At 61.1% G+C, this 13,116-nt stretch carries 11 protein-coding genes; 8 read left to right on the top strand and 3 right to left on the bottom strand.

Features of this window, described 5'->3' with window-relative positions; translation table 11 throughout:
- Positions 1-150 precede the first annotated feature (150 nt).
- The gene (locus tag ACZ889_RS01255) at positions 151-2,451 is read left to right on the top strand and encodes a YgiQ family radical SAM protein (protein WP_088513281.1); all 2,301 of its coding nucleotides are present in this window, start codon (positions 151-153) and stop codon (positions 2,449-2,451) included.
- 137 nt (positions 2,452-2,588) lie between these two features.
- Here ACZ889_RS01255 and ACZ889_RS01250 read toward each other — a convergent pair whose 3' ends face one another.
- Complete coding sequence (locus ACZ889_RS01250) at positions 2,589-3,176, bottom strand: LOG family protein (protein ID WP_003249578.1); 588 nt, start codon at positions 3,174-3,176, stop codon at positions 2,589-2,591.
- A gap of 349 nt (positions 3,177-3,525) precedes the next feature.
- Between ACZ889_RS01250 and azu the strand changes: the two genes are divergently transcribed.
- Positions 3,526-3,975 carry an azurin gene (azu, locus tag ACZ889_RS01245; protein ID WP_003249580.1) on the top strand — a complete coding sequence of 150 codons (450 nt, stop codon included), beginning with the start codon at positions 3,526-3,528 and terminating at the stop codon, positions 3,973-3,975.
- A gap of 102 nt (positions 3,976-4,077) precedes the next feature.
- On the opposite strand, the gene nadE is transcribed toward azu, so the two are convergent.
- Together nadE and pncB are read right to left on the bottom strand one after the other, a co-directional pair.
- On the bottom strand, positions 4,078-4,905 hold the full coding sequence (gene nadE / locus ACZ889_RS01240) for an ammonia-dependent NAD(+) synthetase (RefSeq protein WP_003249583.1): 828 nt from the start codon (positions 4,903-4,905) through the stop codon (positions 4,078-4,080).
- 3 nt (positions 4,906-4,908) lie between these two features.
- On the bottom strand, positions 4,909-6,114 hold the full coding sequence (gene pncB, locus ACZ889_RS01235; RefSeq protein ID WP_180689181.1) for a nicotinate phosphoribosyltransferase: 1,206 nt from the start codon (positions 6,112-6,114) through the stop codon (positions 4,909-4,911).
- A gap of 512 nt (positions 6,115-6,626) precedes the next feature.
- Between pncB and ACZ889_RS01230 the strand changes: the two genes are divergently transcribed.
- The 6 genes from ACZ889_RS01230 to ACZ889_RS01205 all read left to right on the top strand — a co-directional run bounded on the left by ACZ889_RS01230 (position 6,627) and on the right by ACZ889_RS01205 (position 13,078).
- Positions 6,627-7,763, top strand: a complete 1,137-nt coding sequence (locus ACZ889_RS01230) for a branched-chain amino acid ABC transporter substrate-binding protein (RefSeq protein WP_014860425.1) — start codon at positions 6,627-6,629, stop codon at positions 7,761-7,763.
- A 154-nt stretch (positions 7,764-7,917) separates the two neighbouring features.
- Positions 7,918-8,832 carry an ABC transporter permease subunit gene (locus ACZ889_RS01225; protein ID WP_003249590.1) on the top strand — a complete coding sequence of 305 codons (915 nt, stop codon included), beginning with the start codon at positions 7,918-7,920 and terminating at the stop codon, positions 8,830-8,832.
- 2 nt (positions 8,833-8,834) lie between these two features.
- Entirely contained in the window at positions 8,835-10,136 is a 1,302-nt protein-coding gene (gene livM / locus ACZ889_RS01220; RefSeq protein WP_180689182.1) for a high-affinity branched-chain amino acid ABC transporter permease LivM, read from the top strand.
- Positions 10,133-11,008 (top strand): ATP-binding cassette domain-containing protein, encoded by an 876-nt coding sequence (locus ACZ889_RS01215; RefSeq protein WP_010955466.1) that lies wholly within the window; start codon positions 10,133-10,135, stop codon positions 11,006-11,008. The genes livM and ACZ889_RS01215 overlap by 4 nt, the downstream gene beginning before the upstream one ends.
- A complete protein-coding gene (locus tag ACZ889_RS01210) occupies positions 11,005-11,721 on the top strand; it encodes an ABC transporter ATP-binding protein (RefSeq protein WP_004576969.1) in 717 nt (238 codons plus the stop codon). Before ACZ889_RS01215 ends, ACZ889_RS01210 begins: the two co-directional genes overlap by 4 nt.
- Positions 11,722-12,313: 592 nt before the next feature.
- Positions 12,314-13,078, top strand: a complete 765-nt coding sequence (locus tag ACZ889_RS01205; protein ID WP_003249597.1) for an SDR family oxidoreductase — start codon at positions 12,314-12,316, stop codon at positions 13,076-13,078.
- Positions 13,079-13,116: the final 38 nt, after the last annotated feature.

Below are 13,116 nucleotides of genomic sequence, written 5' to 3'. Positions count from 1 at the left end.
CCACTACACCCCTCAAGCCAACCACCTGCCACGTCCATCCCCCAACCGTCGCCCCGCCCACCAATCCCCACGAATCCAGTCGGATTTGGTCAAAATTTGTGCTATATTCCGCGCCCGCGATTTCCCTGTACACCAGAACCGGTCACTGACATGCAAGCAGCCAAACCACTCTACGACTATCCCAAGTACTGGGCCGAATGCTTCGGGCCAGCACCTTTCCTGCCAATGAGCAGGGAGGAGATGGATCTGCTCGGCTGGGATTCCTGCGACATCATCATCGTGACCGGTGATGCCTACGTCGACCATCCGTCGTTCGGCATGGCCATCATTGGCCGTCTGCTGGAGGCCCAGGGCTTCCGCGTGGGCATCATCGCCCAGCCGAACTGGCAGTCGAAAGACGACTTCATGAAGCTCGGCGAACCGAACCTGTTCTTCGGCGTGGCCGCCGGTAACATGGACTCGATGATCAACCGCTACACCGCGGACAAGAAGATCCGTTCCGACGATGCCTACACCCCGGGTGGTCTGGCCGGCAGCCGTCCGGACCGTGCCAGCCTGGTGTACAGCCAGCGCTGCAAGGAAGCCTACAAGCATGTGCCGATCGTGCTCGGCGGCATCGAGGCTTCGCTGCGCCGCATCGCCCACTACGACTACTGGCAGGACAAGGTTCGTCACTCGATCCTGATCGACGCCAGCGCCGACATCCTGCTGTTCGGCAACGCCGAGCGTGCGGTGGTCGAGGTGGCGCAGCGCCTGTCCAGCGGCGAGAAGATCGAAACCATCACCGACGTGCGCGGCACTGCCTTCGTGCGCCGCGATACCCCGCAGGGCTGGTACGAGATCGACTCCACCCGTATCGACCGCCCAGGTCGCGTCGACAAGATCATCAACCCGTACGTGAACACCCAGGACACCCAGGCCTGCGCCATCGAGCAGGCCAAGGGCGACCAGGAAGACCCGAACGAAGCCAAGGTGGTGCAAATTCTCGACAGCCCGGCCGTGACCCGGGAAAAGTCGGTGATCCGCCTGCCATCGTTCGAAAAGGTGCGTAACGACCCGGTGCTCTATGCCCACGCCAACCGCGTGCTGCACCTGGAGACCAACCCGGGCAACGCCCGTGCCCTGGTACAGAAGCACGGCGAAGTGGATGTGTGGTTCAACCCACCACCCATCCCGATGAGCACCGAGGAAATGGACTACGTGTTCGGCATGCCGTACGCCCGTGTGCCGCACCCCGCCTACGGTAAGGAGCGCATCCCGGCCTACGAAATGATCCGCTTCTCGGTGAACATCATGCGTGGCTGCTTCGGTGGCTGTACCTTCTGCTCGATCACCGAGCATGAAGGCCGCATCATCCAGAACCGCTCGCACGAGTCGATCCTGCACGAAATCGAAGAGATGCGTGACAAGGTGCCGGGCTTCACCGGCGTGGTCTCGGACCTTGGCGGGCCGACCGCCAACATGTATCGCATCGCCTGCAAGAGCCACGAGATCGAGAAGCACTGCCGCAAGCCATCGTGCGTGTTCCCGGGCATCTGCGAAAACCTCAACACCGACCACAGCTCCCTGATCGAGCTGTACCGCAAGGCCCGTGCCTTGCCGGGTGTGAAAAAGATCCTGATTGCTTCCGGCCTGCGCTACGACCTGGCGGTGGAATCGCCGGAGTACGTCAAGGAACTGGTCACCCACCACGTTGGCGGCTACCTGAAGATTGCCCCGGAGCACACCGAGCGTGGCCCGCTGGACAAGATGATGAAGCCGGGTATCGGCACCTACGACCGCTTCAAGCGCATGTTCGAGAAGTTCTCGAAAGAAGCGGGCAAGGAGCAGTACCTGATCCCGTACTTCATTGCCGCGCACCCCGGTACCACCGACGAAGACATGATGAACCTGGCCCTGTGGCTGAAGGGCAATGGCTTCCGTGCCGACCAGGTACAGGCGTTCTACCCGTCGCCAATGGCCTCGGCTACGGCCATGTACCACTCAGGCAAGAACCCGCTGCGCAAGGTGACCTACAAGAGCGAAGGGGTGGAGATCGTCAAGAGCGACGAGCAACGCCGTCTGCACAAGGCGTTCTTGCGCTATCACGACCCGAAGGGCTGGCCGATGCTGCGTGAAGCGCTGCAGCGTATGGGTCGCGCCGACCTGATCGGGCCGGGCAAGCACCAGCTGATTCCGGCGCACCAGCCGCAGACCGACAGCTACCAGAGCGCGCGCCGCAAGAACTCGACCCCGGCGGGGAGCCACAAGGTGGGCAAGGACCAGAAGATCCTGACCCAGCACACCGGCCTGCCGCCGCGTGGCAGCGATGGCAGCAAGCCGTGGGACAAGCGCGAGAAGGCCAAGGCCGAAGCGTTTGCGCGTAACCAGCAGGCGGCCAAGGAGCGCAAAGAGGCGAGCAAGGGCGGCAAGGGCAACAAGAAGCCGCGTCAGCCTGTCATTCCGCGTTAACTGATCGACTATTGGGGCTGCTTTGCAGCCCATCGCGACACAAGGCCGCTCCCATATTGATCGGCTGTACGCAGTGCTTTTGTGGGAGCGGCCTTGTGTCGCGAAAGGACCGCGAAGCGGTCCCAAAAGTCTCAGCTTCAATCAGGCTGCTTGTCGACCCACTTAGGCGCGACCGGCGCCACAAAGCTGTCCATCCCGTCCAGCAGCTCGTCCGGCTGCTGCCCCAGCAGTAACATCGCCCGGTGTTGCGGGCGCACGAAGCCTTCTTCGACGATATGGTCGAGGAACCCGCCCAGCTTGTCGTAGAAACCGTTCACATCCAGTAGCCCGAGTGGCTTGGCGTGATAGCCCAACTGCCCCCAGGTCCACACTTCGAACAGTTCTTCCAGCGTACCCAGCCCTCCCGGCAAGGCAATGAAGGCATCGCTCAGCTCGGCCATGCGGGCCTTGCGCGCATGCATGCCATCCACCACTTCCAGGCGGGTCAGGCCTTTGTGGCCGACTTCAGCGTCCAGCAGGCTCTGCGGAATGATCCCGACCACTTCGCCGCCGGCCGCCATGGCCGCGTCGGCCACCACGCCCATCAAGCCGACCGCGCCACCGCCATACACCAGGGTCAAGCCACGGCGGGCAATGGCCTGGCCTAGCGCGACGGCTGCTTCACGGTAGGCAGGGTTGGCGCCCATGCTGGCGCCGCAGAACACACAAACGGAACGTACGGGCATTGCTCATCTCCTGTCACTCAGGCGCACAGGGTACGGCGCATGCCCGTCGCTTCCAAGGCCGGGTTCATTCTGGTCGGGAGAATTCGCAGATGGCTCCTGTGGCGCCGTGGGCGTAGGCAGCGAGCAGGCTATTGAGGAAGTTGGAGATGGGCATTTGGTATTGCTCCTAAATGAGAGGTTGTCCCATCGTCTAATAAAAGGGCATGATGTGCCCTTAGATTGGTTGTATACAATCCATTGAACAATTCTACTGGCTGACCGCTTGACACCCCCTTGACCCATATCAGCAAGGGGCTGAACGGTTTCAGGCAGTCTCGCAATTGATAAAACCCTGCCAAGGAGATTCATGATGTTTGCGAAAGCTGTAGCGGTATCCCTGCTGACCCTCGCCAGCGCTTCTGTCTTCGCCGCCGAGTGCTCGGTCACTGTCGACTCGACTGACCAGATGTCCTACACCAGTAAGGAATTCACTGTCGACAAGAGCTGCAAGGAATTCACCGTCAAACTGACCCACTCTGGCAACCTGCCGAAGAACGTCATGGGCCACAACCTGGTGATCAGCAAGACTGCCGACATGCAGGCCATTGCCACCGAAGGCATGAGCCAGGGTCTGGATAAGGACTACCTGAAGGCTGACAACGCCGCGATCATCGCCCACACCAAGATGATCGGCGCGCCTGAGAAAGAAACCGAAGTGAAGTTCGACACTTCCAAGCTGGAAGCCGGTGGTGACTACAGCTTCTTCTGCACCTTCCCGGGCCACATCTCGATGATGAAAGGCAAGGTCATCGTCAAGTAATCAAAGGCTGACGGCGAACCCTGTAGGAGCGGGTTCACCCGCGAATGCGTCGGTGGGTTCACCCTCGTATTCGCGGGTGAACCCGCTCCTGCAGGCCACTTATCAAGGAGCGAACGGCAGTTCGCGCTTGTGCTGGGTCTTGCGGTAGGTGGCGACGATGATGTCGAACGCTGCCTGGTCAACCGGCTGCCCATGCAGGAAGGCATCGATCTGCGCGTAGGTCACGCCATGTGACGCCTCGTCCGGCTTGCCCGGCTCCAGGTCTTCCAGGTCGGCCGTTGGCACCTTTTCCACCAGTGACTCCGGCGCACCGAAGCTGCGCGCAATCGCCCGCACCTGATTCTTCACCAGCCCACTCAACGGCGCCAGGTCGCAGGCACCATCACCAAACTTGGTAAAGAAGCCCATCACCGCCTCGGCGGCGTGGTCGGTTCCGATCACCAGACCTGCGCGGGCGCCAGCGATGGTGTACTGGGCGACCATTCGGGTACGTGCCTTGACGTTGCCAACCACGAAGTCCACCAACGTCGGCGAGCCATTCTTCAACGCCGCCACTTCAGCTGCCAATGCACGCACTGCCGGGGCGATATCCACCGTGTGAACTTCATCTGCCTTGATCACATCCAGGCATGCCTGGGCGTCATGCTCGTCATGCTGTACCTGGTACGGCAGGCGCACGGCAATGAAGGTGTAGGCCTTGTCGCCGGTCTCGGCGCGCAGCTCGTTGATGGCGCGCTGGGCGAGCAGGGCGGCAGTCAGTGAGTCGACGCCACCGCTGATGCCCAGCACCAAGGTCTTGAGTCGAGCATTGGCCAGACAGTCCTTGATGAACGCCACCCGTCGGGCGACTTCGGCCTCGAGCGCTGCCGCGTCGGCGAACGGCGGCTGTACCTTCAGCGCCTGGGCAATCTCTTGCTGAACCGCTTGCATGGGTTACTCCTTGCTGGGGACTTTGAATACGTGACGCATGTAGGCGACGAAGTTCTCGTCGCGGCACTGGGTCTTGGCGGCTTCATCAGAAATCTTGGCCACCGGCGCGCCGTTGCAGTCGGTCATTTTAAGCACGATGTTCATGGGTGCCACACCTGGGATGTCGCAGGTCAGGTTGGTGCCGATGCCAAAGCTGACGTTGATGCGTCCGCGCAGGGCGCGGAAAATTTCCAGCGAGCGGGTCAGGTTGAGGCCGTCGGAAAACACCAGGGTCTTGGTCATCGGGTCGATACCCAGTTTCTGGTAATGGGCAATGGCCTTCTCCGCCCAGGCTACCGGCTCGCCCGAATCATGGCGCAGGCCGTCGAACAGCTTGGCGAAGTACAGGTCGAAATCGCCGAGGAAGGCATCCATGGTGATGCAGTCGGTCAGGGCGATGCCGAGCAGGCCGCGGTACTCGCGTACCCAGCAGTCCAGCGCAGCGATCTGGCTGTCGATCAGCCGTGGGCCGAGCTGCTGGTGGGCCATGATCCACTCGTGGGCCATGGTGCCCAGCGGCTTGATATCCAGTTTCCATGCCAGGTCGACGTTGCTGGTGCCGACAAAACGGCCGGGGAAGTCGTCGCGCAGCACCCTTACCACTTCCGCCTGCACGCGGCTGGAAAAGCGCCGGCGGGTGCCGAAGTCGGCCACTTGCAGTTCGGCCAGCTCGTCGTCGCTGGCATGCGCGCGCAGCCAGTCGAACTTGCGGTACAACTGATCCCGCGCCTCGGCCAGGCGCATGTGCGGGTGCAGATTGCGGTTGCGTACTTCGCTGATGATGGCCAGCAGCGGCACTTCGAACAGGATCACATGCAGCCACGGACCTTTCAGGCGCAGGAACAGCTGATCATTTTCGATGCCGACGTGCACGTAACGCAGGTTGAAGCGGAACAGTCGCAGAAAACGTAAAAAGTCGGGCTTGAGGAAGCTGATGCGTTCGAGGAAGGCCAGTTGGCCATCATCCAGGGTGAGGTCGCTGAGCAAGTCGAGCTGATTGCGGATCTCGCCGAGATAGGGGCGCAGATCCTCGCCGTTGCGGCAGCGGAATTCCCATTCGACGTCGGCGTCCGGGTAATTGTGCAGCACGCCCTGCATCATGGTGAGTTTGTAGAAGTCGGTGTCGAGCAGGTTGTGCACGATGCGCTCGGCGAATGCGCTTTCGCTCATCAAGGGGGCTCCGGAAGCGGCGATTGGCGGCCATTGTGCCAGCCTTTTCCACCTTATGTGGCTGTTCCGGCCTCTTCGCGGGCAAGCCCGCTCCTACACGGTGCGGGGACTTGCTCCTATTGTAGGAGCTGGCGTGCCCGTGAAGAGGCCGAAACAGCCAAAACAGAGGTGTTTTTCCGTGCACCAGCTAGCCTTGAAACGGTGCCGCCTGTAGCAGTCGCGCACCAGCGGTGTGCAGTTCGGTGACGTCCGCTGTTACAGGGCGGTTGCACGTAAACACTTGCCAGGGTTGCAATGATGGCACTCGACGGTTGCTCCTTGTCTGTACGTGTGGTGGCGCCTGCCGCATGGCAGACGGTTGCACGCTCAATAAAGAAAAGGCCGCCCGTCGCCTACCGGCACCCTTCACAGTGTGTTTTCCCGGAATACAAAACCGATGGCACGGCCCTTGCTCTGAGCACAGGGCTGAGTAGTTGTAGTGCCAACCAAAAAAACTCTAGGAGCACCACCTCATGTCGCAGACGTTTTACAAGAAAGGTTTCCTGGCTCTGGCCGTAGCTACGGCGCTGGGTGTTTCTTCGTATGTTCAGGCCGACGTCAAGATCGGTGTAGCGGGCCCAATGACCGGTGCCAACGCAGCGTTTGGCGAGCAGTACATGAAAGGTGCGCAGGCAGCGGCCGACAAGATCAACGCCGCCGGTGGCGTGAATGGCGAGAAAATCGTCCTGGTCAAAGGCGATGACGCCTGTGAGCCGAAGCAAGCCGTGGCCGTGGCCAACCGACTGGTCGACCAGGACAAGGTGATCGGCGTAGTGGGCCACTTCTGTTCCTCCAACACGATCCCGGCGTCCGAGGTATATGACGAGGCGGGCGTGATCGCCATCACCCCAGGCTCCACCAACCCAGCGGTCACGGAGCGCGGCCTGAGCGCCATGTTCCGCATGTGCGGCCGTGACGACCAGCAGGGTATCGTCGCTGGCGACTACATCGTCGACGTGCTCAAGGGCAAGAAGGTCGCGGTGTTGCACGACAAGGACACCTACGGCCAAGGCCTGGCTGACGCGACCAAGGCTCAGCTGAAGAAACGCGGCGTGGAGCCTGTGCTGTACGAAGGCCTCACCCGGGGCGAGAAAGACTTCAGCGCTGTGGTCACCAAGATCCGCTCTACCGGTGCCGACGTGGTCTATTTCGGCGGCCTGCACCCGGAAGCCGGCCCGCTGGTACGCCAGCTGCGCGAGCAGGGCCTGAAGGACGTCAAGTTCATGTCCGATGATGGCATCGTCACCGACGAACTGGTGTCTACCGCCGGCGGCGCGCAATACGTTGACGGCGTGTACATGACTTTCGGTGCCGACCCGCGCCTGCTGCCAGACAGCAAGGCGGTGGTGGAGGAGTTCCGCAAGGCTGGCACCGAACCTGAGGGCTACACCCTGTACGCCTACGCTTCGCTGCAGGCTCTGGCTGCCGCGTTCAATGGCGCGAAGTCGAACAAGGGCGAAGACGCTGCCAAGTGGCTCAAGGCCAACCCGGTGCAGACCGTCATGGGTGAGAAGAAGTGGGACAGCAAGGGCGACCTGACCGTGTCCGACTACGTGGTCTACCAGTGGGACAAGACCGGTAAATACCACCAGCTGGAAAAACAAAAATAACAACGGCCCGCGGCCCGGGCGGTTGCTCGGGCCCAAGCCCCGCGGTACCTGTCTTTATTCGTAGATCTGCACAGTTCTGCGCTGCGAGGGCCCCGCACAGGTGGCCCGCGCCGTGGTCGGCGCTCGTGCAATCTCAATCAGGTGAGATTGCGTTATGGATGGTATTTTCCTGCAGCAGTTGGTCAACGGCCTGACCCTCGGGTCGGTCTATGGCCTGATCGCCATCGGCTACACAATGGTCTATGGCATTATCGGCATGATCAACTTCGCGCACGGCGAGGTGTACATGATCTCCGCTTACCTCGCGGCGATCAGCCTGGCATTGCTGGCTTACTTCGGTGTCGAATCGTTCCCCCTGCTGATGCTGGGCACTTTGTTGTTCACCATCGTCGTCACCGGCGTTTATGGTTTCACCATCGAGCGCATCGCCTACAAACCGCTGCGTAACTCCACCCGCCTGGCACCGCTGATCAGTGCCATCGGCATTTCGCTGATCCTGCAGAACTACGCACAGATCAGCCAGGGCGCCCGCCAGCAAGGCGTGCCAACCCTGCTGGAAGGCGCCATGCGTGTCGAAGTCGGGTCCGGCTTCGTGCAACTGACGTATACCAAGATCTTCATCCTGGTGGCGGCCTTTGTCGGCATGGGCCTGCTGACCTACGTGATCAAGTACACCAAGCTCGGCCGCATGTGCCGTGCTACCCAGCAAGACCGCAAGATGGCCTCGATCCTGGGTATCAACACCGACCGGGTGATTTCCTACGTGTTCGTCATCGGTGCAGTGATGGCCGCCCTGGCCGGCGTGCTTATCACCATGAACTACGGCACCTTCGACTTCTACGCCGGCTTCATCATCGGTATCAAGGCGTTCACTGCCGCAGTGCTCGGGGGTATCGGCTCGCTGCCGGGTGCCATGCTCGGCGGGATCATCCTGGGTATTTCCGAGTCGCTGTTCTCAGGCCTGATCAACTCCGACTACAAGGATGTGTTCAGCTTCTCGCTGCTGGTGATGATCCTTATCTTCCGCCCACAAGGCCTGCTGGGTCGCCCGCTCGTGGCTAAGGTGTGAACATGTCCGTTGCCAAAACTGCCTCTGTTAGCGAAACCAAGGGTTTCGACCTTAAACGCAGCCTGCTGGAGACCATTGTCGCTGGCCTGCTGGCACTTATCGTGTTTGGTCCGGTCGTTGGTGTGGTGCTCGACGGCTACACCTTCAATGCCGAGCCGCGCCGCGTGGCCTGGCTGGTCGGCGGTGTGATGGTGGGGCGCTTCCTGCTCAGCCTGTTCCTGCAGACTGCCCCTGGGCTGCGCATGCTCCAGGGCTTCGACAGCGGGGGATCGGGCGTGCATGTGAGCGCCCCGGACTACAAGTCACGCCTGCGCTATATCATCCCCGCGCTGATCGTGATTGCCATCGTCTTCCCGATCTTCGCCAACAAGTACCTGCTGACCGTGGTCATCCTCGGCCTGATCTACGTATTGCTGGGCCTTGGCCTGAACATCGTGGTCGGCCTGGCCGGCCTGCTCGACCTGGGTTACGTGGCGTTCTATGCCATCGGTGCCTACGGCCTGGCGCTGGGTTATCAATACCTGGGGCTGGGCTTCTGGAGCGTGCTGCCGCTGGCGGCCATCGCTGCGGCGCTGGCGGGGTGCATCCTCGGCTTCCCGGTGTTGCGCATGCACGGTGACTACCTGGCGATCGTGACACTGGGCTTTGGCGAGATCATCCGCCTGGTGCTGAACAACTGGCTATCGTTCACCGGTGGCCCCAACGGCATGCCGGCACCTTCACCCACCTTCTTCGGCCTTGAGTTCGGCCGCCGGGCCAAGGATGGCGGGGTGCCGATCCACGAGTTCTTCGGCTTCGAGTACAACGCCAGCCTCAAGTTCGTGTTCATCTACGCGGTGCTGTTCATGGTCGTGCTGGCAGTGCTGTACATCAAGCATCGCCTGACTCGCATGCCGGTCGGCCGGGCCTGGGAAGCGCTGCGCGAAGACGAGATCGCCTGCCGTTCGATGGGCCTGAACCACGTGCTGGTCAAGCTGTCGGCCTTTACCCTGGGCGCCTCGACTGCCGGTCTGGCCGGGGTGTTCTTCGCCACCTACCAGGGCTTCGTCAACCCGTCGTCATTCACATTCTTCGAGTCGGCGCTGATCCTCGCCATCGTCGTGCTGGGTGGCATGGGCTCGACCGTGGGTGTGGTCATCGCGGCGTTCGTGCTGACCGTGGCGCCAGAACTGCTGCGCAGCTTCTCCGAGTACCGGGTGTTGTTGTTCGGCGTGCTGATGGTGCTGATGATGATCTGGCGACCGCGTGGGCTGATCCGTATCAGCCGTACCGGTGTGACCCCACGTAAAGGAGTGGCGCCATGAGCGACGATATCATTCTCTCGGTCGACAACCTGATGATGCAGTTCGGTGGCATCAAGGCGCTCAGCGACGTCAGCCTGAAGGTCCGGCGCAACCAGATCTTTGCCCTGATCGGCCCCAACGGCGCCGGCAAGACCACGGTGTTCAACTGCCTGACCGGCTTTTACAAGGCCAGTGGCGGACGTATCGAACTGAACGTGCGCGGCAGCCACACCAACGTCATCCAGCTGCTAGGCGAACGCTTCCAGGCGGCCGACTTCGTGTCGCCTGCGCGCTTTGCCAACCGTATGTACTACAAGATGTTCGGCGGTACCCACTTGGTCAATCGCGCCGGTCTGGCGCGCACCTTCCAGAACATTCGCCTGTTCAAGGAAATGTCGGTGGTGGAGAACCTGCTGGTGGCCCAGCACATGTGGGTCAACCGCAACTTGCTGGCCGGGGTGCTCAATACCAAGGCCTACCGCAAGGCCGAAAGCGATGCGCTGGACCACGCCTTCTACTGGCTGGAAGTAGTGGACCTGGTCGATTGCGCCAACCGCCTGGCCGGCGAGCTGTCGTACGGCCAGCAGCGGCGTCTGGAAATCGCCCGGGCCATGTGCACGCGGCCGAAGATCATCTGCCTGGACGAACCGGCGGCGGGCCTGAACCCGCAGGAAACCGAAGCACTCAGCCGCATGATCCGTGTGCTGCGTGACGAGCACGACATCACTGTGGTGCTGATCGAGCACGACATGGGCATGGTCATGAGCATCTCCGACCATATCGTGGTGCTGGACCACGGCAACGTGATTGCCGAAGGTGCGCCGCAGGACATCCGCCACAACCCGACGGTGATTGCCGCCTACCTGGGTGCAGACGAAGAGGAACTGGTATGAGTGCACCCATTCTCGAGCTGAAAGACCTGGACGTGTTCTATGGGCCGATCCAGGCACTGAAGAAAGTCTCGATGCACATCAACGAGGGCGAGACGGTAAGCCTGATCGGCGCCAACGGTGCCGGCAAGTCGACCCTGCTGATGTCGATTTTCGGCCAGCCGCGGGCGGCATCCGGGCATATCGTGTACCGCGGCACCGACATCACCCGCAAATCCTCGCACTACATCGCCTCCAACGGCATTGCCCAGTCGCCGGAGGGGCGCCGGGTGTTTCCCGACATGACCGTCGAGGAAAACCTGATGATGGGTACCATCCCCATCGGCGACAAGCATGCCGACGAAGACATGCAGCGTATGTACGAGCTGTTCCCGCGGTTGAAGGAGCGGCGTAACCAGCGGGCCATGACCATGTCGGGTGGCGAGCAGCAAATGCTGGCGATTGCCCGGGCGCTGATGAGCCGGCCGAAGTTGCTGTTGCTGGACGAGCCCTCGCTGGGGCTGGCGCCGATCGTGGTCAAGCAGATTTTCTCGACTTTGCGAGAGCTGGCCAAGACCGGGATGACCATCTTCCTGGTGGAGCAGAACGCCAACCATGCGCTGAAACTGTCGGACCGTGCCTATGTGATGGTCAACGGGCAGATTCGCATGACCGGGACCGGGCAGGAACTGTTGGTCAATGAGGAAGTGCGTAACGCTTATCTGGGCGGGCACTGAGTTGTATGCAGGGGCTGCAATGCAGCCCCTTCTCAATGTGGAAAACTTGTCGTTCCCTTCTCCCGAAACACCCCCATATTCCTTCGCAAGCCATTGTTTCCACAGGCCAACTCTTTTCCACGGATAGTGTGGAGCCGCCTGTGGAAAACATGGTGGCATATCGCTCAAGCCCTTGAGTATCAAGCCCTGTAGCGATTTGATCATTTTTTGTTCATATCCCCGTTGTGGATGATTTTCCCAGGCTTTCAAAATCTCTGTGTGCGCTTCAAGTGCAGTGCCAATCCTGTGGATAACTCTGTGTAAAAACCTTGGACAGACCGCTGCAGGCGGCATGTTTGAAAGCCTTGCGCCATCACCGCCAAGATATCCACCGACCACAACCTGCTGAAAGGGTTCCGTGCAGTGGACAAGTTGCCCCCAATCCGTGGGGAAAGCCTTGTGGATAACATGCGTATACCTGGCGGCGAGCCCTCTGCCGCAAGGGTTTGCAGAATATGAACAAAAAATGAACAGCCCCTGAACGGCTTGCTGCCAAGGCCAGGCGCGGGCATGCTGCAAAGCTGCCATGACAACCTACCGTGAGGAACACAGCATGACGTCCACCGTATTCATCACTGGCGCGACTTCCGGTTTCGGCGAGGCCACTGCCCGCCGCTTCGCAGAAGCCGGCTGGAAGCTGGTACTCACTGGGCGCCGCAAAGAGCGCCTGGACGCCCTGTGCGCTGAACTGTCGGCCAAGACCGAAGTGCATGGCCTGGTGCTGGACGTGCGTGACCGCAAAGCCATGGAGCAGGCTATTGCCAATCTGCCGGCCGGCTTTGAAAAAATTCGCGGTCTGGTCAACAACGCCGGCTTGGCGCTGGGTGTGGATGCTGCGCAGAACTGCAGCCTGGACGACTGGGAAACCATGGTCGACACCAACATCAAGGGCCTGATGTACACCACTCGCCTGCTGCTGCCACGGCTCATCGCCCATGGCCGCGGCGCGTCGATCCTGAACGTCGGGTCGGTGGCGGGCAACTACCCGTACCCGGGCAGCAACGTGTATGGCGGCACCAAGGCCTTCGTCGGCCAGTTCTCGCTGAGCCTGCGTTGCGACCTGCGCGGTACCGGTGTGCGTGTGAGCAACATCGAGCCGGGTCTGTGCGAGAGCGAGTTCTCGCTGGTGCGCTTCGGGGGTGACCAGGCCAAGTACGATGCTACCTACGCGGGTGCGGAGCCGATCCAGCCACAGGATATTGCCGAGACCATCTTCTGGATCCTTAACCAGCCGGCGCACATCAATATCAACAGCCTGGAACTGATGCCGGTGAGCCAGGACTGGGCAGGGTTCTCGATCGACCGATCAAAAGGCTAAGCATACGCCGCGAACCGGAAGGACCCGGTTCGCGAAAC

It is taken from the genome of Pseudomonas sp. TE3895 (genome assembly GCF_056278855.1).
The sequence above is the reverse complement of the archived record's forward strand: the minus strand, read 5'-3'. Positions and strand labels throughout refer to the sequence as shown.

Excerpts from the sequence above, each read along its gene's own strand:
- ACZ889_RS01230 (WP_014860425.1), top strand. The coding sequence starts at position 6,627 with ATGTCGCAGACGTTTTACAAGAAAGGTTTCCTGGCTCTGGCCGTAGCT.
- pncB (WP_180689181.1), bottom strand. The coding sequence starts at position 6,114 with ATGAGCGAAAGCGCATTCGCCGAGCGCATCGTGCACAACCTGCTCGAC.
- livM (WP_180689182.1), top strand. The coding sequence starts at position 8,835 with ATGTCCGTTGCCAAAACTGCCTCTGTTAGCGAAACCAAGGGTTTCGAC.
- nadE (WP_003249583.1), bottom strand. The coding sequence starts at position 4,905 with ATGCAAGCGGTTCAGCAAGAGATTGCCCAGGCGCTGAAGGTACAGCCG.
- ACZ889_RS01255 (WP_088513281.1), top strand. The coding sequence starts at position 151 with ATGCAAGCAGCCAAACCACTCTACGACTATCCCAAGTACTGGGCCGAA.
- azu (WP_003249580.1), top strand. The coding sequence starts at position 3,526 with ATGTTTGCGAAAGCTGTAGCGGTATCCCTGCTGACCCTCGCCAGCGCT.
- ACZ889_RS01250 (WP_003249578.1), bottom strand. The coding sequence starts at position 3,176 with ATGCCCGTACGTTCCGTTTGTGTGTTCTGCGGCGCCAGCATGGGCGCC.
- ACZ889_RS01225 (WP_003249590.1), top strand. The coding sequence starts at position 7,918 with ATGGATGGTATTTTCCTGCAGCAGTTGGTCAACGGCCTGACCCTCGGG.
- ACZ889_RS01215 (WP_010955466.1), top strand. The coding sequence starts at position 10,133 with ATGAGCGACGATATCATTCTCTCGGTCGACAACCTGATGATGCAGTTC.
- ACZ889_RS01210 (WP_004576969.1), top strand. The coding sequence starts at position 11,005 with ATGAGTGCACCCATTCTCGAGCTGAAAGACCTGGACGTGTTCTATGGG.
- ACZ889_RS01205 (WP_003249597.1), top strand. The coding sequence starts at position 12,314 with ATGACGTCCACCGTATTCATCACTGGCGCGACTTCCGGTTTCGGCGAG.